The sequence below is a fragment of the Nonlabens marinus S1-08 genome, from assembly GCF_000831385.1.
Lineage (GTDB): Bacteria > Bacteroidota > Bacteroidia > Flavobacteriales > Flavobacteriaceae > Nonlabens > Nonlabens marinus.
In genome coordinates this window covers 2,400,989-2,425,842 of sequence record NZ_AP014548.1, presented here as the reverse complement: position 1 = coordinate 2,425,842, position 24,854 = coordinate 2,400,989, and the positions used below count along the sequence as shown (strand labels likewise).

27 protein-coding genes are annotated in these 24,854 nt (G+C 39.4%); 10 read left to right on the top strand and 17 right to left on the bottom strand.

Going from position 1 to position 24,854, the window contains the following annotated elements:
- Nucleotides 1-3: 3 nt before the first annotated feature.
- Entirely contained in the window at nucleotides 4-564 is a 561-nt protein-coding gene (locus NMS_RS11145) for a DUF4494 domain-containing protein (protein ID WP_041496826.1), read from the bottom strand.
- 194 nt (nucleotides 565-758) lie between these two features.
- A complete protein-coding gene (locus NMS_RS11140; protein ID WP_394330688.1) occupies nucleotides 759-1,409 on the bottom strand; it encodes a thiamine phosphate synthase in 651 nt (216 codons plus the stop codon).
- Nucleotides 1,410-1,593: 184 nt separating this feature from the next.
- Here NMS_RS11140 and NMS_RS11135 point away from each other — a divergent pair, with 184 nt between their 5' ends.
- Both NMS_RS11135 and NMS_RS11130 read left to right on the top strand, forming a co-directional pair.
- Complete coding sequence (locus NMS_RS11135; RefSeq protein ID WP_041496824.1) at nucleotides 1,594-2,016, top strand: ABA4-like family protein; 423 nt, start codon at nucleotides 1,594-1,596, stop codon at nucleotides 2,014-2,016.
- The gene (locus NMS_RS11130; protein WP_052476925.1) at nucleotides 2,013-2,813 is read left to right on the top strand and encodes a hypothetical protein; all 801 of its coding nucleotides are present in this window, start codon (nucleotides 2,013-2,015) and stop codon (nucleotides 2,811-2,813) included. The genes NMS_RS11135 and NMS_RS11130 overlap by 4 nt, the downstream gene beginning before the upstream one ends.
- Before the next feature lie 106 nt (nucleotides 2,814-2,919).
- Here the strand turns inward: NMS_RS11130 and NMS_RS11125 are convergent, their stop codons facing one another.
- Both NMS_RS11125 and NMS_RS11120 read right to left on the bottom strand, forming a co-directional pair.
- A complete protein-coding gene (locus NMS_RS11125) occupies nucleotides 2,920-3,492 on the bottom strand; it encodes a DUF4251 domain-containing protein (RefSeq protein WP_041496822.1) in 573 nt (190 codons plus the stop codon).
- 85 nt (nucleotides 3,493-3,577) lie between these two features.
- On the bottom strand, nucleotides 3,578-5,443 hold the full coding sequence (locus NMS_RS11120; RefSeq protein WP_041496821.1) for a T9SS type B sorting domain-containing protein: 1,866 nt from the start codon (nucleotides 5,441-5,443) through the stop codon (nucleotides 3,578-3,580).
- 256 nt (nucleotides 5,444-5,699) lie between these two features.
- Between NMS_RS11120 and NMS_RS11115 the strand changes: the two genes are divergently transcribed.
- From NMS_RS11115 to NMS_RS11100, 4 genes are all read left to right on the top strand, one after another.
- Nucleotides 5,700-6,002 carry an HPF/RaiA family ribosome-associated protein gene (locus tag NMS_RS11115; RefSeq protein WP_041496820.1) on the top strand — a complete coding sequence of 101 codons (303 nt, stop codon included), beginning with the start codon at nucleotides 5,700-5,702 and terminating at the stop codon, nucleotides 6,000-6,002.
- 1 nt (nucleotide 6,003) lies between these two features.
- Nucleotides 6,004-6,405, top strand: a complete 402-nt coding sequence (locus tag NMS_RS11110) for an arsenate reductase family protein (protein ID WP_041496818.1) — start codon at nucleotides 6,004-6,006, stop codon at nucleotides 6,403-6,405.
- Between the two features lie 65 nt (nucleotides 6,406-6,470).
- The gene (locus NMS_RS11105; RefSeq protein ID WP_041496817.1) at nucleotides 6,471-7,457 is read left to right on the top strand and encodes a TerC family protein; all 987 of its coding nucleotides are present in this window, start codon (nucleotides 6,471-6,473) and stop codon (nucleotides 7,455-7,457) included.
- Nucleotides 7,458-7,528: 71 nt separating this feature from the next.
- Complete coding sequence (locus NMS_RS11100; protein WP_041496816.1) at nucleotides 7,529-7,831, top strand: hypothetical protein; 303 nt, start codon at nucleotides 7,529-7,531, stop codon at nucleotides 7,829-7,831.
- Nucleotides 7,832-8,127: 296 nt separating this feature from the next.
- Here NMS_RS11100 and NMS_RS11095 read toward each other — a convergent pair whose 3' ends face one another.
- The 12 genes from NMS_RS11095 to NMS_RS11040 form a co-directional block, all read right to left on the bottom strand.
- A complete protein-coding gene (locus tag NMS_RS11095; RefSeq protein ID WP_148311384.1) occupies nucleotides 8,128-8,553 on the bottom strand; it encodes a hypothetical protein in 426 nt (141 codons plus the stop codon).
- 41 nt (nucleotides 8,554-8,594) lie between these two features.
- The gene (locus NMS_RS11090; protein WP_041496814.1) at nucleotides 8,595-9,218 is read right to left on the bottom strand and encodes a nitroreductase family protein; all 624 of its coding nucleotides are present in this window, start codon (nucleotides 9,216-9,218) and stop codon (nucleotides 8,595-8,597) included.
- A gap of 118 nt (nucleotides 9,219-9,336) precedes the next feature.
- The gene (locus NMS_RS11085; RefSeq protein WP_041496813.1) at nucleotides 9,337-11,898 is read right to left on the bottom strand and encodes a phosphoenolpyruvate carboxylase; all 2,562 of its coding nucleotides are present in this window, start codon (nucleotides 11,896-11,898) and stop codon (nucleotides 9,337-9,339) included.
- Between the two features lie 184 nt (nucleotides 11,899-12,082).
- Nucleotides 12,083-12,331, bottom strand: coding sequence for an acyl carrier protein (locus NMS_RS11080; protein WP_041497678.1), 249 nt, complete (start codon nucleotides 12,329-12,331; stop codon nucleotides 12,083-12,085).
- A gap of 72 nt (nucleotides 12,332-12,403) precedes the next feature.
- On the bottom strand, nucleotides 12,404-13,690 hold the full coding sequence (locus NMS_RS11075) for a beta-ketoacyl-[acyl-carrier-protein] synthase family protein (protein ID WP_041496812.1): 1,287 nt from the start codon (nucleotides 13,688-13,690) through the stop codon (nucleotides 12,404-12,406).
- Entirely contained in the window at nucleotides 13,687-14,148 is a 462-nt protein-coding gene (locus tag NMS_RS11070) for a 3-hydroxyacyl-ACP dehydratase FabZ family protein (protein WP_041496810.1), read from the bottom strand. The genes NMS_RS11075 and NMS_RS11070 overlap by 4 nt, the downstream gene beginning before the upstream one ends.
- 5 nt (nucleotides 14,149-14,153) lie before the next feature.
- Nucleotides 14,154-14,933, bottom strand: coding sequence for an SDR family oxidoreductase (locus tag NMS_RS11065; RefSeq protein ID WP_041496808.1), 780 nt, complete (start codon nucleotides 14,931-14,933; stop codon nucleotides 14,154-14,156).
- A complete protein-coding gene (locus NMS_RS11060; RefSeq protein WP_041496807.1) occupies nucleotides 14,927-15,982 on the bottom strand; it encodes a type III polyketide synthase in 1,056 nt (351 codons plus the stop codon). The genes NMS_RS11065 and NMS_RS11060 overlap by 7 nt, the downstream gene beginning before the upstream one ends.
- Nucleotides 15,966-16,682: a methyltransferase domain-containing protein gene (locus NMS_RS11055; RefSeq protein WP_041496806.1), complete on the bottom strand. Its 717-nt coding sequence runs from the start codon at nucleotides 16,680-16,682 to the stop codon at nucleotides 15,966-15,968. The genes NMS_RS11060 and NMS_RS11055 overlap by 17 nt, the downstream gene beginning before the upstream one ends.
- Nucleotides 16,679-17,794 (bottom strand): NAD(P)/FAD-dependent oxidoreductase, encoded by a 1,116-nt coding sequence (locus NMS_RS11050; RefSeq protein WP_041496805.1) that lies wholly within the window; start codon nucleotides 17,792-17,794, stop codon nucleotides 16,679-16,681. Before NMS_RS11050 ends, NMS_RS11055 begins: the two co-directional genes overlap by 4 nt.
- Nucleotides 17,795-17,840: 46 nt before the next feature.
- A complete protein-coding gene (locus tag NMS_RS11045; RefSeq protein WP_041496804.1) occupies nucleotides 17,841-18,059 on the bottom strand; it encodes a hypothetical protein in 219 nt (72 codons plus the stop codon).
- A 59-nt stretch (nucleotides 18,060-18,118) separates the two neighbouring features.
- On the bottom strand, nucleotides 18,119-20,098 hold the full coding sequence (locus NMS_RS11040) for an alpha-ketoacid dehydrogenase subunit alpha/beta (protein ID WP_041496803.1): 1,980 nt from the start codon (nucleotides 20,096-20,098) through the stop codon (nucleotides 18,119-18,121).
- Nucleotides 20,099-20,288: 190 nt separating this feature from the next.
- On the opposite strand from NMS_RS11040, the gene NMS_RS11035 reads away from it, so the two are divergent.
- Complete coding sequence (locus tag NMS_RS11035; RefSeq protein WP_041496802.1) at nucleotides 20,289-21,239, top strand: isopenicillin N synthase family dioxygenase; 951 nt, start codon at nucleotides 20,289-20,291, stop codon at nucleotides 21,237-21,239.
- Nucleotides 21,240-21,421: 182 nt separating this feature from the next.
- Here the strand turns inward: NMS_RS11035 and NMS_RS11030 are convergent, their stop codons facing one another.
- On the bottom strand, nucleotides 21,422-22,669 hold the full coding sequence (locus NMS_RS11030) for an FAD-dependent oxidoreductase (RefSeq protein ID WP_041496800.1): 1,248 nt from the start codon (nucleotides 22,667-22,669) through the stop codon (nucleotides 21,422-21,424).
- Nucleotides 22,670-22,769: 100 nt separating this feature from the next.
- On the opposite strand from NMS_RS11030, the gene NMS_RS11025 reads away from it, so the two are divergent.
- The 3 genes from NMS_RS11025 to NMS_RS11015 are packed head-to-tail and all read left to right on the top strand — an operon-like array spanning nucleotide 22,770 to nucleotide 24,806.
- Nucleotides 22,770-23,693: a mechanosensitive ion channel family protein gene (locus tag NMS_RS11025; protein WP_041496799.1), complete on the top strand. Its 924-nt coding sequence runs from the start codon at nucleotides 22,770-22,772 to the stop codon at nucleotides 23,691-23,693.
- Entirely contained in the window at nucleotides 23,686-23,973 is a 288-nt protein-coding gene (locus tag NMS_RS11020) for a DUF3817 domain-containing protein (protein ID WP_041496798.1), read from the top strand. The genes NMS_RS11025 and NMS_RS11020 overlap by 8 nt, the downstream gene beginning before the upstream one ends.
- A gap of 17 nt (nucleotides 23,974-23,990) precedes the next feature.
- The gene (locus NMS_RS11015; RefSeq protein WP_041496797.1) at nucleotides 23,991-24,806 is read left to right on the top strand and encodes a TrmH family RNA methyltransferase; all 816 of its coding nucleotides are present in this window, start codon (nucleotides 23,991-23,993) and stop codon (nucleotides 24,804-24,806) included.
- Nucleotides 24,807-24,854 lie beyond the last annotated feature (48 nt).

The following is a 24,854-nucleotide window of genomic DNA, read 5'->3' as shown; positions in this document are numbered from 1 at the left end:
GGCTTAATCGGCGATTGAAGTAAGGGAATCTTCCATTTCTAATACTTCATCATTTTCATTAGAGACTGGTTTAGAGTCCTTAAGAGCTGTAAAGTTTTTCAGACGTTCTACATCAGACTCTTCTCCTGTGAAATAAGGGAACACATCCATGATAGGAGATTCTGATACGGATGGAATGGAATATTCTCCCATAGTATCTGCCATGGCGCTTACCGTATTTTCATAAGCTTCTTTCACATCATTAGCTTGCACGAGTAAATACATATTCGTCTTGCGCTCCTTGCCGCTTTCTTCATCCACTGCAATCAGCGAAATCTTTGAACGAAACCAGCGATCTGTATTTTCAAAAGGGTGAATCTCAGCATAATTAGCCACCTTGATATTGGTGATTTTGATTTCCTCGTTATCATTCAAATAAGCCGCCATTTCTTGGGTAATTCTGCTTTCAGCTTCTGTATAAGATATCGCATCCACTAGAAAGGGCTCTGTTTTCATCTTATGGCTTGCTGTCGCCTCATCAAATTTTCTATACTTCACTTTACACTCGTACCAGGTTGCACTCATCTATTATTTTTAGGCGGCAAATATAGAGTTGTGGATATGCTTCAACTTGTAAATCATTGGATAGATGTTCACAATTGCTATGCTAAATTTGTAGTGGTTTTAGACTGAGTAGGTTAGAATATAGATGTTTTTTTCGCTTTCGCGAAAGCGAACTTACCTACAGCTTTTAAGCAAGTTTTCATCATAAAATCAATTTAGAAGTTGTGCCGCATCTCTTGTGTGGAAGAAGCGTTAAGCAATTGATGGTAGGTTTTGATCAAATTAAAATCGGCTTTGATTTCTTGGGATACCGCGATTCCGGATATTCCAGTTTCCAAAATATTTTTCACATCGTCAGTAGCAATATTGCCAAAACCTATTAAGGGTGTTTCAGTTGTTAAAGCTTCCGCAATAGCAGTATAGCCATTGAGCCCTAAAGCTATGGTTTGAGTATCATCAAAAGTTTTGAAGGGTCCTAATGCTATATAATCCACCTCTTTTTTAAGTAAGCTCTCGCAATCTTGCAATGTATGGGTGCTCGCACCAATGCTTTGCCATGGGAAAAGTTGCTTTCGAACTAGAGTAGGGCAGGCGTCTGTTTTTTCTAAAAACACACCATCTGCTTTAATGGTTTTAGCAATTTTATAATGACCCGTTATAATGAGACGGGTTTGGAAATGCGAAGTAATAGCCTGTACGTCCTTAGATAGTTTTAACACTGCCGCCTTCTTGACGTGTCTCATGTCCAATTGTACCAATTCTATTCCAGCACTGCAGGCTTTCTGGATGTTATCCAGATGATCTTGAGGAGTTTCGGCGTTGGATATGTAATGAAGTTTAGGAATCATAAATAGTGCAATAGTCAAAGCTTAGCAATTTACAATAACAGGAAGTAGCATTGTTTAAATCAAATACCTTATTCGGCAAGCCAAATTGGTTACAATTCAGCGACAAGATCGTACGGTTCAGCTATTTAAAATATAGAGCTCTGCATAATAGTTGCATATTTGAATAACCAAAAAAAGCAATTTGCTTTAAAACCAACCAACTATGACTCCTACAGACGTTTTTTCAGTAGTAAATATTCTAGTCCTGCCTATGTGGATCTTAATGATCATTTTGCCTAAATGGAAGGTGACCAAATTTTTAATGCACTTCAAGGTTATTCCGATTGTTTTAGCTGTGATCTATGTGATATATATAGTTCAAGCCTTGATGGCAGGAGGTATGATGGATTTTGGCAGTCTGGCATCTGTGATGGATTTATTTACCACAGAAGAGGCAGTCTTAGCTGGCTGGATACACTACCTCGCATTTGACCTCGTGGTGGGTATGTGGATGTTAACACAAAATGAAAAACTACGTATCCACCAATTGATTATGGCGGTATGTTTATTGGCTACATTCATGTTTGGCCCATTAGGCTTTTTACTTTTTATGATCATTAAATTAAGTAAAGGAAAGACAGCATGAATTATTTAAGAAAAGCAGTTCGTACGGTCAGACAAGAAAGCCCAATACTTTTTACCATCGCGCTGATTCACCTACTGGGAGCACTCTTTTGCTGGATGGCCTTCTTTATAGATGATAGAACCTTATATGGAATAAATGTGTGGATCAAACCTTTGAAATTCTGTATCTCAGGAGCTATCTACATATTTACCGTAGGTTTTCTGATCACGTTATATCCTTTTTCAAGGCGAAAAAAAAATATCATAAACAATATAATTTCGTGGTCGCTACTCCTAGAAGTGGGAATCATAGTTTATCAGGCCTCACGAGGAGTACCTTCTCATTACAACCAATCTACTTTATTCGATGGGTTGCTATTTGCTGCTATGGGATTACTCATAGGAATCAACGTACTCATCATGATACTGTTTGTCGTTGAGACCGTACGCCTAAAATTAAAAACCACTAAGGCCATTCAATTTGCCATCTTCATGGGTTGGGTCATTATTGTCACGGGCAGTTGGATAGGCAGTCAAATGGTCAGCCAAATGTCACATACTGTGGGGATTGCTGATGGCGGCGCTGGATTACCATTTGTAAACTGGAGTACGATAGCCGGCGATTTGCGAATCGCTCATTTTTTCGGTTTACATGGATTACAGATCATACCGCTTTTTGCTTTCTTTTTATCGCTTCAATGGAAAGCGTCTGTCCGCAAACATATTATCGCAGTCACCATATTTGCATTCTTGTATGCTGCATGGATTGGCTATATGTATTATCAAGCCAGTCAAGGGATGCCAATGATTAAGTTGTGATTCAACGATGGCTTAAGGAATAATAACTATTCTATTCAAATGAACCATAATTTATATTATGTCAAATAGAATAATTAAGAATCCGCAGGTATTCTATTACCTAAGTCTATTCTACCTCATCCACTACTTTGCCTCGATATTCTATACGAGTTCTAGTATTACTAGTGATATAAATCACCGCATTGCCATTTGCAAATAAGATCACTTCTACGTCGTAATTCTCTGTGCCTTTACTTGCTAAAAAGTTCACGTCGTACTGATACTTGTCCTTTTTTAATTCTAGATCATATTCTTTCGGGATCGCATCAAACTGAATTCCAGAATCACTGATATCATTATAACCACCACCTTGACGTCGCTCACCATAGAATGGTAAATTTGCAATCACTCGTCTAGGCCCTAACTCTAGATAATAACCGTCACCGGTCAAATCTATACGATTTGCGTTATCGCCTGTACCTCGTAACACGCTGTTCAAAACTTGCTGGCTTGCAAATGTATTTAAAGGATAAGCAGCATCTACAGCGATCTTGATATTTCCTGTTTGAATACGTTCTTGAAGCGCGGCGTACTCCGCTTCAGTCCCGGTTTTAGTGACGCTACAGGAAGTTATAAAAAAAGCCACGACAGCTATTACTGGAATCAGAGCTTTATACGGAGTGAATATGTTGCTTTTCATGAGAATCGATTTTCAGCATTTAAGTTACCAAAATCCTGCCAAGCTATCCCTAAAAAGGACTTAATTATTTACAATAACCTCTACTCTATCGCTTTAGACTGAAATGTCCTACCACTTCTTGGCTTTCATAATAGATGCGATACCAGTAGTCAGAGCTGGGTAATGGTTCATTGTTAAAAGTTCCATTCCATCCTGAATCTACCACTGTCAACACTCTAAGCAACTTACCGTATCTATCAAAAATCTCTGCTCTAGCGCCCGGAAAAGCCTCTATATTTCCGATAGTCCATACATCATTAAATCCATCCGCATTAGGGGTAAAATAATCAGGTATTCCAATGCGATCAAAGGTCTGAGTCACAATTGTACAGTTATTTTGATCCGTGACTCGCACGTTGACTCTCAGTAAGTCACTAATATCTAGAATATTACTCTGTTGGTAATTCACCCCATCGATACTGTATAAAAAATTACCGTCATTAGTAATCACTTGCAATTCATCTCCTACTAAAATCAGGTCTGTTATTTCAGGAATGGTAAATACGTCAACTTCAAAGGTAGCAGTAGCACTGCAACCTTGATCATTCGTAACCACACAAGTATAGCTTCCAGCGGCATTCACATCAATGGTGGGTGTCACTTCTCCTGTGCTCCATTCGTAACTAGCAGCATTTTCAAACTCAGTATCCAAGGTAACACTCGTTTCTGGGCAAATACTAAAATTAGCACTTGTCACTATGGGTATATCACTTGTTACAAATTCAATCTCGGCTCTGTTTTCGCTCACACATCCAGTGCTTGGTTCACGCAACTCGGCATAATAAAATCCAGCCTGGCTAGTTTCAAAGGTGCTGGAGCCGCCCAGTAGCATGTTACCGCCGGTAGCCGAATCGTACCAATCTACTTCAAAGCCTGTAGCAGGGTTCACTTCCAGAACACCTAGCGCATCATCACAAACCGCTACCCTATCATTTACAGGACTTGCATTAGGTACTTCAATAATATCGTACTCAAATATCTCTGAAAAGTTGGCACATTGTGAGCCTGCTAGATTTACAGCATCCTCGGCTATTTTTACGCGATAAAAAGTATCGCTAGTGATGAGCGGTGTGGTGTAGCTGCTAGCAGTTTCTCCACTGATATCATTGAAGTTAATAGCATCAGTACTAGATTGCCACTGGTATTCTGGAGTGGTAAATACAGCCTCGCTTGTGTTGACATTTAGTGTTATGGATTCTGCGGGATCAGCAGAACAACGAAACCTATTTAAAGCATTGGCATCGTCTTCCAATTGCACCACATCGCCACAAGTACGGAAAACGATATCATCAATCGCTAGATCATTGCCGCAGCCACCGCTACCTTCATTGATCATTTTCAAAATACATCCACTTTGTCCAGCTGCCGTTGTAAACGTAAGGCCATATTGAATCCAGACCGGTTGATTTTCTCCATTTCTGGGATTCATGACTCCTTGAGCGAGTCTATTAGTGTCCGTCGCATCCCAAATCTCAAATCGCACTTGTACAGGAACCTCTCTACCTGTACAAGCATTACTACCTGGATTATATAAATTAATGATCCAGGCACTGAACTCATAGTTGGTATTTTCACACAGACCATTAATAGTTGTCTGGTAAAACTGATCAGGTGCGAAAGAAGCATTCACAATAAGCGCTTTACCATTGGGGTTTCCCGTATGATCGTCGGCGTTATGGAAACTTCCTAACTGGCGTAAATTGCTTGAAATTGTATACTCTCCATCTTGCACACCTGAATTTACAAACCTGTAGGTGGTTTGCATGGCACTTAAAGGCGGTCCACTGGTCGTTCCTTGGCCAAAAGTTTCGGTGAATATGGCCTCACTAGATGCACCAGTACAGAATCCTAATTGCGCTTTCGCGAAAGCGAAACTAATCATCAACACCGTGCAGGTCACCAAATTTTTCATAAGCCAGCGAATATAAGCAGTTCTACAAATTTTATGAGGTCCAAAGACCCATGAAATACGGTGCAATCAGGTATTTTATTGATCGAGTGAAACTTAGCTGAGAATGTGGAAAACCAAGCTTTCTCCTTGATTTCTCAAGGAATTAACAGCGATCTGTAAATTCCCTTAAGATTACCCTAAAGCATTGCTAATAATTGATTAAATTAGAGATCAAGACTAGACGTACTCTTTATCTTTAAAATAAAAATCAAAACATATGTCGATAAATTTCAACTACCAACACGTAACAGGCAGCCAAGAGCTGGAAGCATTCACTGAAGAAAAGCTTCAACCTATATTTGATAGATACAATTGGGTGACTAGAGCTGATGTTTTTTTTAGAAAAGAAAATACAAGCAGCCGTGAAACTGGAATGATCGCTGAAATCCGTTTGAGCGCGCCAGGACCACGCCTTTTTGCTGAAGAGTCCCACAATACCTTCAAAGAATCCGTAGCTAAGGTAGTAAGCCAACTTAAGACGCAGTGCGAGAAGCGCAAGTCTGATATGATTTCTCATTAATATGATATCTATTGCCACTGACGAGCGGGAAATTGTCCTTCTCTACAATTCTGATATTAAAAACCACCGCGAGATTTTTGCATATGCCCAATCGGCAGACGTGAAACTAAACGCGCTGGATATTACCAAGGAGAAAATCACAGGGACACTGTGGAGTGAAATTGCTAATTTATTAGGTCGAGAAGTAAAAGACCTCTTACATATGGATCATTCCACATTTGTTCAAAAGCACGGTGACAACGTGACGCTAGATAATGATGGCGCCATAAAGTTGTTACAGCACGAGCCAGAACTCTTCATATTCCCCATTGCTATAAAAGGTAAACGGGCTATAGAAGCTCATTTGTATGGGGATATTACAGAACTATTCGGTAACGATACTTCTAAGATTCATATTCCCTAAGCATTGTATCTTTGAAACACTTAATCCAGCTGTAACGGCTGGATTTTATTTTATACCCATTTTATATGATTGTTTGGATTTCATTTATAATACTAGTAAGTATTTTTTTAGTACTGGATCTTTTTGTATTCAATAGGAACGCGCATGTAATCAATACAAAAGAAGCGTCTAAGTACACTGCCTTGTGGGTAGGAATTGCGTTAGCGTTTACTGGCATGGTGTATTTTATCTATGATAACAACTGGATTGCTAATCCAGATAATCTAAGTGCTGGAACTGCTGCCCTAAAATATGTCACTGGTTATTTGATCGAGTTATCTCTTAGTATTGATAATATTTTCGTCATCGCGGTTATCTTCAAATCTTTTACTATTCCCTTAAAATATCAGCATCGTGTATTGTTTTGGGGTATTGTAGGAGCTCTTGTCTTTAGAGGGTTGATGATCTTTTTTGGGGTCGCACTGATCAATGAAGTGAGCTGGATGACCTACGTTTTTGGTGCCTTCTTATTATATACGGCTTACAATATGTTGACCTCACATGAGGAAGACTTTGATCCAGATAAGTCTTCTATCTATCGCTTTGCTAGGAAGTTGTTTCCTGTAACTAAGCAATTGGATGGTCAAAAGATGTTTGTGATCCAGGCAGGAAAACGAGTGGCAACTCCCCTATTTCTTGCATTGATCGTCATTGAATTGACAGATATCCTATTTGCTCTGGATTCTATACCTGCAATTCTTGCGATAACTTCAGATCCATTTTTAGTATTCGCAAGTAATATACTGGCGATTATGGGATTACGTAGCATGTACTTCTTCTTATCTAATTTGTTGGACAAGTTTCAATACATTCATTACAGCCTAGTGGCAATACTCGCATTCGTGGGCGTCAAGCTTATTCTGGTTCATCATGTAGAATTTCCAGAATGGTTGTCCTTAGCAGTAATTTTCGCTGCTTTAGGTATAGGAATGCTATTTTCTAGTTTTTATAAAAGCGATGAAAAAGATCGACAAGACGTTAAAGAGTCGTTGAATACCGATAAAAAGCTCTAAAAACTGTTAAAATAGTCGTTAATCGAATACTGACTGCTTTTAATCGGTATGTTTGAACAAATTCATCGATTATGGTACATTTTAACTATACCCATTTAACCAGAAGTAAAAAACTGGAAGAATTCATTACTGATTCTCTAGAGGATCTAATGGATGAAGAGTCGCATATTTCTACGATCTACTGTTTTTTAAGTCGAACCTTCGATAACCGCGATAAGCTGGTCAGCACTTTAAAAATGCAGATACGCTTGAAGAGCAACGACAGTATTATAATAGAAGAATCTGCTAACAATTTTAAAAACGCATTTAAAACACTGAAGCCGGAATTGACTTTTATGTTCAATGATGGACGTAGTAAATTAGCCTCTGCTTAAAAAAAACAACAGCCCTGCGTTTACAGGGCTGTTGTTCTAGATTATTACTCCTGAAGTACTGGTTTGGAGCATTGTTCACTTAGACTTACTCGCTTTCGCGAAAGCTTGACTGTTAATGGTTTGTGCATGAAACGTAGCGTTTATAAAAACGAGACCCTTTCGTTAAAACACAGAGCCGAATTTATATATCTTCTCAAAAAGCCAAATTAAAAATTTGGCGATCTTAGTTAATAAACACAAATCTCTCACAAAGCCCAAATCAGCTATCTTTTATAGACCGCGTTGTGTACATTTTTTTATTCATAATTCAGTTCCTTTCTATATTCAGTTTTGGTTTTCAACTTGATTTTTTCGTCTTTTTTGATTTTGTCAAATTCCACTGAATTAATTTCCAAAACATTTGATAATTCCATTATTGAGTTAACCTTATAACCCAATTCTTTTGATACCGCTTTTTTGTCAATCCGCCAATACTTTGTCTCGTCTCCGATTTTTGAAGTCACAAGGATATAGTTTTTATTAAATCCGACACTTTCAATATCCTTTATGATGTAAATACTGGATTTATAAGGTTCGTTTGGATTTACAGGAATCACGATACTGTTAAAAGCTGGCTCAACCATATAGTAAAAATCAGAGCCCAAACTTATATCTCCATACCAATTCATTTGGCAGGAATTGAGAGAAATTAAAGTCAATAAAATCAGTAATTTATTTCTCAAACTTTTCGTTTTTCAAATTGCACACGACGGGCGATTAAAACTTAACTCTGATCCACTTCCGCTCTTTCTACGTAATCGCCGTTGAATATAAATTCATCTTGCTTTTTACGTTGACGTTCTTTTTTCTCTTCTCCTTTTAAATCTTCAGGAAGGTCGCTCATTTCACCGCCATAATATCCTGCAGCGATGGCTGTTGCTACATGGTACGTGTCTGGAAATTTAAATTCTTTCAACGCCTCTTCATGCTTTACGCCTGCCATCTGGTGTAGTGCTATGCCCATACTTTGCGCCTGTATGGACATATTAGCAGCAAACTGACCTAAATCATGTAGCGCGTGAAAATTATCTTTTCCATCAGGCGTCTTTTTATCAAAAACACCCAGCATCAGCACAGGGGCATTTTTTGCCCAACCCTGATTGAATTCCACAAGGACTTTCATAATGCGATCGTAAGCCGTGCTCCCTTTTTTGCCCCAGACAATATTCCATGGCTGTAAGTTACTGCTACTTGCTGCCCAACGACCTGCTTCAAATAGGGATTGAAGGTCTGTATCGCTGACTGGAGTATCTGCAAACTTGCGTGGACTCCATCGGTTTTTGATGAGATCGTGAATTTTATGGTCGGTTGGTGTATTTTTAAAAACGTCGGTTTTTGGACTGCTCATATATTTACTTTTTAAATTGATTATTCAATACTCCTAAAATACAGCCCATAACATACTTAGCACGATTGTTTAAGAATACTTAAACATACATGAACAAGATTTTTAAAAAATTCAACTTTTAAGCCGAGTTTCTACTGGCGTTGATATTTCCATACAGGGATCGAGTGACCAGTCTTTCGTAAACTTTACGCTGTTTAGAATCATCCGCAGGCATTTCTTGAATACTTTTTAAAGCATATTGCTGGATGGTAAGCAACGGTAATACAATATCTTCCCTGGCTAAAATACTCGCTTTCCCAGCGGGTTCATTTTCCATCAGTTCTTTCATTCCAGAAAGCTTCAACATTAATGATTTAGAACGCTCATATTCCGCATGAATCATTTTCCAAAATTCGCCATAAGTAGCATCTGTCTGCATATAAGCAGTTAAACCAAAGAATGACTTAGTTAAACTCATCATGCTATTATCCAGAAGTGTACGGAAAAACTTAGAGTGTTTGTACAACTCTTGAACTTCATTCCATTTTCCATCTTCCTCCATTTTTTGCAATGCAGTACCTACCCCATAAAATCCTGGAACATTTTGCTTTAACTGACTCCAAGAACCTACAAAAGGAATGGCTCTCAGGTCTTTGAATTGGAGTTCGCTGCTGCTCCCACGCTTGCTGGGTCTACTACCTATATTTGTCATCGCATAGTATTTGAGCGTACTCATGTTTTCTAGATAGGGCAGGAATTTAGGATGCTCCTTAAATGCGGTATAGGCGTCATAGCTGTATTGAGCTAATGCATCCATGGTCTTGGATTCCTGATCAGAAAAATCATTAGCGGCATTGTCATAAATAGCATTGGATACTCCACTACTGAGTAATTGTTCCAGATTGTATTGACAACTGTCTAAGGTGCCGAACTTGGAACTAATCGTCTGACCTTGAACGGTTAATTGTATTTGTTTGGATTCAATTTTAGATCCCATGGATGCATAAAACTGATGCGTTTGTCCACCACCACGAGCTGGAGGTCCACCACGACCATCAAAAAATACCACATCTATGCCAAATTCCCGACTCACGCTTGTCAGCGCTTCTTTAGCTTTATAAATACTCCAATTGGCCATTAAATACCCTCCATCCTTAGTTCCATCGCTGAAACCTAGCATGATGTGTTGCTGTTGATCTCTTCTGGATAAATGATCTCGATATTCTTTGTTGGAATACAGCTTGCGCATCACATTAGGCGCATGAATCAAATCTGGGACCGTTTCAAACAAGGGAACGACATCTACAGCAGGCTGGTGTAATCCACACAATTTTAGCATCGCATATGCTTCCATAATATGCAATATATTTTGTGTGTTAGATATTATATAGCGGTGACAAGCTCGTTCTCCATTGCGTTCTTGGATTGTTTTGATGGCACGTATGCTACCAATAGTTCGCTTGGTGTACTCATCTTCCACATCGGACTCTTGAATGTCAGCTCTTACAGTCGCGAGTGCTTTCAGCTGTTCTTCCTCTGATAATTGAGAGTAATTTTCTGGGAAGTTCGCTTTCGCGAAAGCGAACAACTTATCAAATACTTGATCATGTATACTACTGTCCTGACGTATGTCAAGACTGGAAAAATGAATCCCAAAGAGATGGATTTTATTGATTAGCGAATTAATTTCTTCTACAAATAAGCTGTTGTGCTTATCAATCACGGTTCTCTTAATTCCTTGCAATTCCTCTTGAAGGTCTTGTGCGGTGAAATTCAATGTACCTGTTTCAGTAATGGCTTGGTAACATTTGATTTCCAGTTGCTTAAGTGGTTGCTCTACCCCCTTAAAGGTTAATCTACGTCCTAGCTTACGCAAATCACGGTAGTAATTTTTAAAAATCGTACTGCGCAATTTCTGAGCGACGTCCAGCGTGATTTGAGTGGTCACAAAGGGATTTCCATCGCGATCTCCGCCTGGCCAGAATCCCACCTCTATCATGGCATTTTGAAAATCCCGAGTTACTGGTAAGTTTGAGGTGACATAATCGTAAATGTTCCCCATGGCGTAGTAGAAAATGTTTTCTAGATACCAAACGAGACTGGTGGCCTCATCAAAAGGAGTGGGTTTTTCTTTCTTGAAAAACGGTGTTTTCCCTAATTGTGATAACAAGAGTTTTACTTCTCGCACATCATTTCGATTCACGGCGGTGCTTAAATCATTGATGATTCCTAATACAGATCCTGGATAAAACTGCGTGGGGTGTGCTGTTAGTACTGGCTTTATCTTCAACTCTTGTAAGTATGCAGCAAGTTCAGATTCCTTTTTCAAGGCTTGAGCTTCCTCCTTAATACTGCGCAGTGTCCCACGACCGTCTAAATTCTGGACCGTAGCAAATGCAGCGTCTTCTATGGCATCAAATAAAACAACTTGACGTTCAATATATTGAATAAATCGAAACAATAATTGCTCCCGTTCTTCTTGACTGGTATCCCGCATATAGCGTTCGTAGAAATAATCTACAATCTCTGTTGGGTTTTTTTGTCGTTTGAAACCTTCTTTGCAGATCTCATGAAACAACGGCAACAGTCCGCCTGTATTAGAAATATTATCAAAAGGAAGCGTCATGAAAATACCATTAAATATCTGGTATTTTGAGGCTACCTCGTTTTCAAATCGCTGTAGTTTAGGTAATCGTGCCATAGAACACTAAAGTACTACAGCATTTTTAGTTAATCGAATTTATTCTTAAATAATTCGTTAATAACATGAAGATATAGTATGAAACTGATAAATTTAAGAGAATTCAACTAGTTTTTTATGATATAATCAGATAACTTTAGTTGCAAGTCATCAAATCAAAAAAAATGAAACAAGCTATTAAGATTTAGCTTGTTTTTGCTTGAACAATGCGAACTGCATCAGAGACGGTTTGCATTTCTTCCATATCTTTTTCATTCAATACGATGTCAAAAGCATCTTCAACATCTAGTGCCACATCTACCAGGTGCGCACTGTTTATATTCAAATCGTTCATTAAATGACTTTCAGGCTTGATGGCAGTTGCATCTACATCTTGTGGTAAATACACTTTTACAATTTTGAAAAGTCGCTCTTGAATTTCTGTATGGGTCATGCTAAAATTTGAAATATGAATCATTGCTAAGTTAGAACGCGTATTAAAGATAAGTGCAATTAAAAATTATAATCATTCATTAAATCTTTTCAATACCACGCATGCGTTCACATCACCAAAGCCAAAGCTCGCTTTCAGCAAGACATTTAAGTCTATAGAAATAGTTTCGGTCGGGATTCGGTCATCGCTTAGAATCTTTGTAATATCACTATGTAATTGGTGGATGTTATTGTTTTTAAATACTTGTTGTTGCTGTAGTTGCAAAACACTGCCTACTAATTCCACACTACCAGCTGCAGCGAGACAATGGCCGATTGAAGATTTAAAACTATTCATATAAGGAAAATTATCTCCTGATCGCTCCAGTGCTTGTGACCAGTTTCTGACCTCATAAGCATCCTTTCCTGTGGCGGTAATGTGCCCGTTGATCGCATCTACCTGATTTGACTCAATTTCAGCATCTTTCATAGCCATACGAATGACTTTCTTAACAGCCTCACCATTAGGCGCTGTCATGCTACCGTCTCCACGATGCCCACCTGCATTTATAGCACCGCCTATAATCTCACAATAAATGGAGGCTCCACGCTCTCTTGCCGACTCTAAACTTTCTATAATCAAAGCTCCAGCACCAGAACCTGGTACAAAACCTGACGCATCATCAGAAAATGGCCTGCTTGCGGCTTGCGGGTTTTCATTATAGCCAGTAGGCAAAATACGCATGGCATCAAAACCACCCCAGATATAAGGTCCAGAGTCGCTAGTAGATCCTACCAGCATTTGTTTTGCCTTTCCAGATTGGATCAGTTCGTAGCCCATAAGCAGCGCCTCTGTTCCAGTAGAGCAAGCACTAGAGTTACTTGTGACACGATTACCTGCACCCAACTCACCTGCCAGCCATGCGCTGATACCGCTACTCATAGTCTGGATCACACTGGTACTTCCCAGTCGCCGCACTTTGCCTTCATCAATTAAATGAATGGCTTCTCTAAATTTCTCACCACCACTTTGACCTGTACCGAAGATGATCCCGAAATCTTCCAATGCGTGTTCTTTAGGAGCTATTTCTAATCCAGCATCAGCAAAGGCTTGTTTGCCAGCAATGATGCCATATAACATACCTGTTGCCTTAAATCCACGTTGCTGGAGCGGCGTTAGGTATTCATCGATCAGTTCTTGAGTCACGGGCGGTGTTCCAGCCACTTGGCACCCAAAGTTTAAATCGGCGAGCTGCTGATCGAACCTTATGCCGCTAGTTCCATTTTGTAAAGCTTCTAAAAACCGAGTAACATTTGTGGCATTAGGTGCTACAACTCCCAGTCCAGTTACCACTACCCTATTAGAACTCGTTGATTTCATGAGTCAGATTTTTGTTTTGGAGCGGTAAGAATCATTCCGCACAACCAGCCTTCGGCTACTTTAGTTTCATTTTCATCTAGCATTTGAACGACCACTTTCAGTTTATCGAATCGGAAATATTCCTTTTTAGCACTAACAATGACGGTAGTTCCTGGTACTACTTTTTCTAAAAAATTGACATGAGCTTCAGTAAAAACAAATTGTAGTTGTTCTTTCGAGTCTCGCATTAGATAAGAGCCCAAGCAAGCTAAGCCAATTTGAGCCATACATTCTTGCAAAATTACTCCAGGAGTTACAGGTTGATGGATAAAATGATGCTTGTAAAAGTATTCGCTTTCGCGAAAGCGATATATCCCAATTACCTGATCCTCATTTAATTCTAATAATTGATCCACAAACTTAAAACCCTCGCCGTAGGGAAGATTTGCGACTATTTTTTCTAGTTGAGATAGTAACATGAGTGCTAAGTTAGGGATTCCCCTCCATCGACTTTAATAACGCTGCCATTGATGAAAGCAGCCTCAGGACGGCACAATAGGTAAACGGTATTTGCTACATCTTCTGGCTGAGTCAATCTGTTGAACGGGTTGCGTTGCAGGCTGTTTTTTTTGAGTTCTTCATACATGGGAATGCGCTGCAAGCTCTCTGTATCAGTCACCCCAGCTTGAATACAGTTGGTTGTAATCCCTTCTACTGCAAATTCTAGCGCCATATTCCTGGTAATCGCCTCTAGAGTTGCTTTAGCGGCACTCACAGCAGCGTACCCGGGCATAGGTTTCTGGTTGCCCTCGCTGGTAAAGCTGATCACACGAGATGGATTTGCTAAAAGACCGGCAGATCGCAAGGCTTGAGCCCAGGCGTATAAACTGATCCCCATGGATTGAATTGTTTGCGTGAAGTCACCAGTGTTCAATGCACTCTCTCCCTTCATGGGTTTCAAATTTCCCTTAGAAATACTGTGAAGCAGTAAAAATAAACGCTGACCATTCAGATAGTTTTTAAGCTCTTCAATTAAACCAGGGATCTTTAGCTCGTTTGTTGCATCTGCATTTATAAAGAGGTGATTGGAGGAGTTTTTTAAAATTTCAAATCTTTGATTTACAACATCTTGTTGTGCTCTACCTGAACGATAGATAACGATCAACTTCATGCCGTGGTTGGCACATTTAACTGCGCTAGCATAGCCTAGACCACTACTGCCCCCTAATATTAAACCGTAGGTTCCTTCTAGATCTTTTACCATTGTACTAAAATACGTTGAGCGGTAAAACCTGGACCAAAACTGAGCATCAATCCAGTATCGCCTTTTTTTACATTTGACTTATTCATGAAACGATCTAAAACAAAAAGCACCGTCGCACTGCTCATATTTCCATAAAGTCGCAGCACTTCCTTTGTATCATCTATATTCTTACCTAAATCACTAAACAAGGCTTCCACGGTCTGGACTATTTTCTTCCCACCAGGATGGAATATCAAATGATCTATATCTTTAATTTCCAATTCATGCTTCTTAAGAAATGGATGGATGATTGCAGGAAAATGAGCTGCAATAGTTTCTGGCACCTCTTTATCCAACACCATTTTGAGACCGCTATCCACAAGGTCAAAACCCATCATATGAGTGGCATCAGGAAAATGGTACATCTCATGACCTTTAATTTGTGGTCCTTCCCCTCCTTCCACTGATGATAAAAGGACGCAAGCACATCCATCACCAAAGATCGCAGCGCTAACCATATTAGCCATCGAGTAATCATTGATTTGAAAGGTTGCTGTAGGTGCTTCAATAGCCACGACAGCGGCTTTCTTTCCAGGATTAGCCCTTAGAAAATTATCAGCATATATAAGTCCAGATATTCCAGCCACGCAACCCATCTCAGTTACTGGTAACCTTACAATATCTTGACGCATGTTCATTTCATTGATCAGATACGCATCAATAGATGGTATCATAATACCCGTACAGCTGACGGTAATAATGTAATCCAAATCTTGGGGTACCCAGTTGGCTTTAGATAAGGCTTGTTCCACAGCGGTCTTTGCCAGTGGCACCACTTCCCTCCTATAGATATCGTTACGATCTTGAAATGAAGTCTTTGTAAATACTTCAACTGGGTCCATTATGGAATATCGTTTATCTACTGCAGCACCTTCAAAAATCTTAATGGTTTTGCGGCGCAGGCGCTCGTCTTGATCTGCTAACCAGGTTTCAACGAATGGAAGAATTTCAGACGTTTGTTTAGAATATTGAGGCGTTACTGTGGCAACGCTTTTAATTGTTACGCTCATGTGTGGGTATGATCCAGATAAAACGGAACGACCACTTCCATGTCAATCGGTCATTAATGATCTCCAGTTGTTTTGCGTATCGCTTAAAATCAGATCGCTTAAAACCAGAGGCAATGGAGATTAATCCATCATGCATGGAAATCTCATTCTTTATAAAAATAGGACTAAATATTTTAAAGAAGTTATAGGCAATTGGGCTTCTATGCAAGTCATTGATGATGATTGCTATACCTGCCATTTCTTGAAATCGTTTTAGAAACCTCAATACCTCTTCTTCCGCAAAATGATGTAGTGTCAATGTCACTAAAAGTATGTCACACTTCAAATCTTGCACGGGTGTTTTGAAAATATCGCTTTCGCGAAAGCGAATACGTTCAAAATCCCTGCTCTTTTCTTGAGCTTGTTGGATCGATCTAGGGCTTAAATCCACTCCCAATAGATCCAGTTGCTCTTGCGGTAATTCCTGTGCTAAATACCGGAGCATCGCGCCATCACTACAGCCAAAATCGATGATCTTATACGATTCCTGTGGGTTTTCATTAATTACTTGTTGGACAGCCGCCTTTGTGAATTTGTAGCCGCCTAATAGGTGATTTACCGTGTTGATGTCTGCTACCGCCTGATCTAAAATTATGGGGTCTAGTAATGGATCATCCATCCATTCGGCTTCCGTATTGCGGCGATGGGACTGAAATCTCAAGACTGAACTGGTTTACCGTGGGTTTTTTTGATAATCTTAGGCATCAAGAAAGGGAGTCGGTGTAATATATTATACATTACTCGAGTAATTCCTGGATGTATTAAAATCGCTTGCATGCAGCGTCCCATGAGCATGCGTGAGCTAAAAGTAGAACGCCAGTTTTTATTGTATCGCTGGATCATCTGTTTCCTGTTGAGACGTCCGTTTAAGTACTCATCAATAGCACTAACAGCGATGTGTGCGCTATGTATTGCCATGGCCATACCGTTTCCACATAAGGGATGTATTAATCCCGCACAATCTCCAATAAATAAAAGTTGGTGTGCGCCTTGCTTTTTAGCTCCGAAAGAAATTTGCGATATGGTAATCGGCTTTTTCCATAAGGGAACTGCTTTCTCAAAAAAAACTTTGAGGTGAGGGTTAGCACTCAAAACTTTTTCTTGAAAAACGGCGACATCCTTGTAACGCTTGAAGGATCTAAAACTAGTCAGATAACATAAATTGACCGCTCCAGATTCGGTTTTAGAAAGACCAGCATAACCACCGTCAAAATTATGTAACTCTACGCGATCTGTAGGGAATTCATAATCATAGTGCATCTTCACCGCTAGCCATTCTGATTTGGTTTGCATGAACTCTCTTTTCAACTGGCGGTCCAGTTGAGAGCGTTTTCCTGTGGCAACAATTACTTGTTTACAGGTATAGGAAGACTCATTTGTAATTACTTTTTGAATTTCTTGATCATCGTAAATTTCTACGACTCGTTCTTTTTTAATAGTGCAAGTCTCACTTGCTTTTTTGAAAAGTTCGTTATCCAAATAAAACCTAGAAATACCATAACCACCCAAAGGAAGTCTACTTGAAATGCGTTTGCCGTTGTGTAATGAAATTTGAAAGTTATCAATGTGAACGTCCGATAATTTGCTCAGGTTGATGCCTTTAGATTGTAATAAATCGGAGATTTCTGCGCTAAGATACTCGCCACACATTTTGTGTCTGGGGTACGTATCAAGATCAAGCATTAAAACATTATAACTCCCGCCGAGTTCTATGGCAGCCCAAAGACCAGAAAGTCCACCGCCTGCTATGATAATATCAAAGTTTGTATCCACTTCTCAAAGATAGAAGCGGAAAGTCGCTATTGAAGAATTATAAAAGTTAAGATTGAGACTCTTCTACCTTTCGCGAGTAATACTTCTTTTGAATGAACTTCAAAATCAAATAAATAACTAAAAGACTTGAGAACAAACCAAATAACAATCTACCCGTCAAACCGAGAGTTCCCTCACTAGGTCCAAAGAAAACTAATATTGCAAACAAGCCGGTCAAGAACCAAAGGACGTATCTAAAATTGTCCGCTTCATCCATGAATTTCATAATAGTAGAATTTAGTTTTGAGGGGTGTTTCAAATTTAAAAAAATTAAGTGCTTACTAGCTAATATTCTAGCAAACTTTTTATCGCATCTCTAAGTCTATTTATGGGTAGATACCTACGCTCTAAATCTTGGTGAAATGGTATAGGTGTATCTATACTTCCTACTCTTACCACAGGTGCGTCTAACTGCTCAAAGCAGTCGTGACCTATCATTGATGCAATATCGCTAGCGATGCTTCCTGTCAAATTATCCTCAGTCAACACCAATGCTTTTCCTGTTTTTTGAATGCTTTTTATAATGGATTCTTTATCTAAGGGTACTAAAGTTCGCAAGTCGATAATGTCAATACTTAACATTAGTTCATCGTTTAACTGACATGCCCAATGGACTCCTGCACCGTAAGTTATAATGCTAAGATCTTTTCCTTCTCTGACAAGTCGTGATTTACCCAACTCAATCCCATAATCTTCCACTGGAACTTCTCCATATACAGATCTATACAAGGCTTTGTGTTCAAAAAACAGTACTGGATTAGGATCGTCAATGGCGGCGGCTAGTAAACCTTTAGCATCTTCTGGAAACGCTGGATAGACAATTTTCAATCCCGGAATGGTATAGAACCAGGACTCGTTAGTCTGGGAGTGGAAAGGTCCAGCACCAACACCGGCGCCACATGGCATGCGTATGACAACGTCAGCTTGCTGTCCCCAACGGTAATATGATTTTGCGAGATAGTTTACAATGGGGTTAAAGCCACTGCTTACAAAATCAGCAAACTGCATCTCTACTACCGCTTTCATTCCAGCGATACTGAGTCCCATGCCAGCTTCTACAATAGCACTTTCACATATAGGTGTGTTTCTCACACGGTCTGCACTAAACTCCTCCAAGAAGCCATCCGTTATTTTGAAAACTCCTCCATATTCTGCCACATCTTGACCCATAATTACTAAATCTTCATGCTTGCGCATTGCGCCTTTTAGTCCTTCATGAATGGCATCCACAAAACGTATGTTTTGGGTGGCTTCAGGTAATGCCGGGTATTTAATAGTGTTTGGTTTATAAACGTCAGCCAATTCTTGTTCAATTGATGACGTGGGTTTCGCTTTCGCGAAAGCGATCTCTAAATCTTCATTAATGGTATTTTTAAATTCCTGCGACCATCGATCGATATCTTCATCTGATATCCATTTTTTATCCAAAAGTGCTTGTTTCATGAGCTCGACAGGATCTCTCGCTTCCCAATATGCGGTAAGTTCATCGGGCACATATTTAGTACCACTTGCCTCTTCATGACCACGCAGGCGAAAAGTTTTAAACTCAACCAATACGGGTCGTGGTTGTTCCCGCATTTCTTCTAAAATGTCTTTGATCTTAGAATAGACTTCTACAATATTATTTCCATCTATAATATGGGATTCTATCCCGTAGCCTATGCCACGGTCGGCAAGATCTTTACAGCGGTACTGCTCGCTTGTAGGAGTACTAAGTCCATAACCGTTATTTTCAATGCAAAAAAGTACAGGTAAATCCCAGACACTAGCAACATTGAGTGCTTCATGAAAATCACCTTCACTGGTTCCACCCTCACCCGTGAAAACCACAGTTGCTTTTTTAGTCTTTTTCAATTTTTGTGCTAGTGCAATACCATCAGCAACACCTAGTTGGGGACCTAGATGAGAAATCATTCCTATAATCTTATACTCTTGAGTCCCAAAATGAAAACTGCGATCGCGTCCTTTAGTAAACCCATCTGTTTTTCCTTGCCATTGAGCAAACAGCTTCCATAAGGGTATGTTCCTACAGGTAAAAACACCCAAGTTGCGATGCATAGGCAGGATGTATTCCTCTTCTTCCATGGCCATGGTTACACCGATAGAGATGGCTTCTTGCCCAATTCCTGAGAACCATTTAGAAATGCGACCTTGGCGCAATAAGATCAACATCTTTTCTTCCACTAATCGAGGCAACAGCATTGCTTTGAATAGCTTAATAGAAGTTTCTTGTTTTATAGAATCTGGGATTGATAAGGAAGACATAAGCAATTTGAAGGTCTATGTTAGTGGATCAAATGTAGAATAATATCATAAGTTTGACGTCAACTATGTTCTTCCAATGCTAAAGAATCTTATCTTTAAACTCTATTTAATAATGTGTTCAGCACTTACTCTTACACACCTAATCAAGATCAAGTGAGGTAAGTTTGAATTTTAAAATTATAGTGTCATCATGCAAAATATACCAAGTGTAGATCTCGCTGATTTTTTAAGCGAGGATCCTAAAAAGAAAAAGAAATTTATTGATGAGATAGGAAAAGCCTATGAAGAAATAGGATTTGTGGCGCTTAAAAACCACTTTCTATCTGATGATTTAGAAGAAAAATTATATACTGAGGTGGAGAAGTTCTTTCAACTGCCTGTGGAAACTAAAAAATCTTATGAACGTCCAGAATTAGGTGGACAACGTGGCTATGTATCCTTCGGGAAAGAGCACGCAAAGGGCAAAAAAGAAGGCGACTTGAAAGAGTTCTGGCATTTTGGTCAGGAGCCTAGCAATGATGCTGAATTGACAGAAACTTATCCAGAAAATGTTGTAGTAAAAGAGCTTCCAGATTTTAATGAAACTGGAATGGAGGCCTACCGCATGTTAGAAAAAACAGGTATATACGTGCTACGTGCGCTGGCCTTGCACATAGGACTTCAAGAAAATTATTTTGACCACTGGGCAAGTAATGGAAACTCTATCCTGCGCCCTATTCACTATCCGCCTATTACAAGTGAACCTGAAAATGCCGTTAGAGCTGGAGCACATGGAGACATTAATTTGATTACTTTGTTGATGGGTGCGAGTGCTCCAGGTTTACAAGTACAACGTCGTGATGGGCAGTGGCTGGATGCTATCGCTCAAAAAGACGAATTGGTAATTAATGTAGGTGATATGCTGCAAAGACATACTAATAATAAGTTGAGATCTACCATTCACCGTGTTGTCAACCCACCTAGAGAATTGTGGCACACACACCGATATTCGATACCATTTTTCTTACACCCTAGAAGTGATATGAAGTTAGATTGTCTAGACGAATGTGTAGATGATAATCACCCTAAGGAATATGAAGATATTACTGCTGGCGAATTTTTACACCAACGACTTGTAGAAATTGGCTTGATTAAAAAGTAACCATCCATATTTTACGGTAATTAACTAAATCCAGAAGCTTTATAGAGAGGAGTTTTCTGGATTTTTTATTTGTCTTAAAATTTAAAGAAATTATTTACCCACAATAATGGTCAAATAAATTAGAGACAGGAAAATACAGTTTTCATGATTCGTTTCGGTATCATCGGCTTGTGTTGATTACCTCACCCGACCAGAACTTTCCCTTCGATTTTATCGATCACGGCTTGCGCAGCTACTTCCCCATTAAGCATTGCAGCGTTAAGGGAGCCGTTACTTAAATGATCGCCGGCCAGATAAATATGGTCCGTTAATTGAGTTTCTGTAGATTCCATACAATAATTGATGTTTCTCAAATTAGGGAGGGCTTTTTTGATCTTTTTTACCTCAATCACTTCCCCTAAATCTATATGGCAGTATTCTTTTAGCTCCATACGCACTCTTGCTGCCAACTCATGCTCTTCATGCTCATGCGCTTTTACCACTGAAACGCTGATCACATTATCATGACCTTTAAAAAGATCTTGTAGAAAATGGAAGTTGTTAGTTAAAGTACCCTTATCAGCTACTAAACCTATAATAGGTTTGCCAAACCCTTTATGATTGGTTTTGAAATAGAGCACTGTTACTTCATGCCATTGCAAATTAGATATAGGTAAATTAGGAATCAATCGATCTGCTTGTCCTGCGATGATTGTGTAATCTGAATGAACTTGGGTTCCATCATCCATGGTAATTTTTGAACCTTGAACCCTAGAAGCTGAACTGTTTAATTGAATCTGGCCCTCTTCTAACTGGCGTGCCAACTGTATAGAGATGGCAGCAATTCCCGTTGATGGCAGTGTAGCAGAGCCCTCTGAAAACATTTTGAACACAAATTCAAACATTCGGCTGCTGGTGGATAATTCGGTTTCTAAAAAAATTCCAGCATAAAAAGGTTTGAAAAAGTTTTCTATGATTTTTTCTGAAAAACCTTCTTGCTTTAGGTATTCTAAAGTGCTTATTTCCTTAGCTTCAAATATGGATTTCAGACTTTTTTGTTTCAGCTTTCGCGAAAGCGAAAACATCTTCAACTTATCCTTAATACTACCTATGCTAGAAAATGCAGTGGCCCATAGGAAACTCGCATCTCTTGTAGGATCCCCAACTTTAGTGGATTTTCCACCTTTATAGATAATTGCGCCTGGAGCAAATTTGACAAGGTCAAGCGTCTTTAGGTCAAGGTATTTCTGTGCCGCAGGATAGCTGTCTAGCAGTACTTGGAATCCATGGTCTAAGATTAAATTATCTTTTAAAGTAGTTTGTACCCTACCGCCTAGGCTGGATTGAGCCTCAATTATTTGTGCCGTGATTCCGGCATTTTTAAGAGCGATGGCTGCGCATAAACCGCTAACACCGGCACCTATAATGGTAACTTTTGGAGATTGTTGCATGTTACAAAAATAGACCTGTAGTTCTTTCTACCTTGAATTTTTTCTAAGCTTAACATTTGAAAGTTTCTGAGCCTGTAACTTTACATCAAACCAAAAAGAAATGCAGAACAATACAACCAACAAGGTTGATTTTCAAAATCAACTGACTGAAACCCTAAGTCACTATTACGAGGAGTTGATTGAAACCCTTCCTAGATTAGGATTGGGTTTGATCATTATTATCTTAGGTTTCTTAATTGCAGGTATGATTAGTCGTTTTGCCACTCGCAGGGCAAGAGCAAGAACTAATGACCCCTTGATGAGTCGGTTTTTAGGTAGATCGATTCGTTTCTTACTGATAGTTGCCGTCATCGTGTTAGGACTACGGGTAGCCGGTTTTGGTGATATTAGCGCTGGTATTTTTGCCACTGCAGGTGCGAGTGCGGTCATTTTAGGTTTTGCGTTTAAAGACATAGGTCAAAACTTCATTGCTGGTATTATTTTAAGTTTTAATCGACCTTTTAATGTAAATGATACGGTTGAAATAGGCTCTAATTTTGGTAAAGTAAAATCATTGGAGTTTCGATATACAAAACTCAAAACCTTTGATGGTAAAGATGTTTATATTCCTAATAGTGATGTGATTACACAACCAGTAACGAACTACACTGAGGATGGATTTTTCCGTTGGGATTTCCTAGTGGGACTAGATTATGAAGATGATATCAATCTAGCCAAGGAAACCATTATGCGATCCATAAATGAAGACCCAAAGGTAGTTTCTGACGAGGAGCACAGCAGTTATGTGATGGAAGATGAGCTGGCTACCAGTACCGTTAATCTAAAAGTCATGTTTTGGGTGGATACAGTTGATTACGGGCGAGTGGCATCAGAGACTAAAGGACGAGTGATTGGTAATGTGAAACGTGCCTTGATGGCAGAAGGGTTCTACCTACCTGCAGATATTCAAGAAATCAAATTGTATGGTCGGGAGACTAACATACCTTTGTCATTGAACGATTTGAAAAAGTCTACTAATGATTAATATTTTCCGCATTCTCTCTATTGCTGAGGGTTATTCCTTTTTACTTATCCTATTTGTTACCATGCCGTTGAAATATTTAGGTGGCATAGGCTTGCCTAATACCATTGTGGGTATGACACACGGCTTTTTATTTTTGGCTTATATTGTTTTGGCTATCGTTGTAGGTCAGTTATTGAAATGGAATTTTAAAGACACGGTGATTGTATTACTGATGTCAGTAGTTCCCTTTGGCACTTTCTGGATGAAGGATAAGTACTTGCCTAAAACAGCGACCTATTAAGTTTTATATCAATCAATTTGAAATACATTTCCAGTCCTCATAATGCCCTGATAAGATATGCGGAACAGCTTCAACGCAAGAGTAAGACGCGTAAAAAAGAAGGCCAATTTCTCATAGAAGGTCAACGCGAGATCCAACTGGCGCGTGCTGGAAATTTTGAAATGACTCAGGTTTTAGTCTGTAGTGAAATTTTACTAGGTCGTGAAGATTTTGAACCTGCACAAGTAAGAAAGCAATTAACACTTGAGGAAAATACTGATATAATAGCTGTATCGTCTGAGGTCTATGAGAAATTAGCTTATCGCAGTGGGACTGAAGGTTGTATCGCTTTCGCGAAAGCGAAAAACCCACATCTTTCACAACTCCATTTATCTAATGCGCCGCTCATCCTTATCGCAGAATCACCTGAAAAACCTGGAAATATAGGAGCATTATTGCGAACTGCAGATGCAGCAAACATCGATGCCGTAATCATTGTGGATCCAGTCTCAGACTTATACAATCCTAATGTGATACGATCCAGCGTGGGCTGTGTTTTTACCGTTCCTACAGCTATCGCCAGCGCGGCAGACACTATTGCATTCTTGAAAAGCAACGACATAAATTTATATGCAGCCACGCTACAATCAAGTGAAAACTACGATCGCATGGACTTTACAACTGCCACGGCTATTGCTGTGGGGACTGAAGCTACAGGACTGTCAAAGCACTTGCGCGATGCTGCTAAAACAAATATCATCATACCCATGGGAGGCGCGATTGATTCCATGAACGTATCCGTTAGTGCTGCGGTACTTTTATTTGAAGCAAAACGCCAGCGTGGATTTGGTTAGAAAAGGTGTATAAGTTCATTTGACCTTAATTTGAGTACCGTCAGTCAC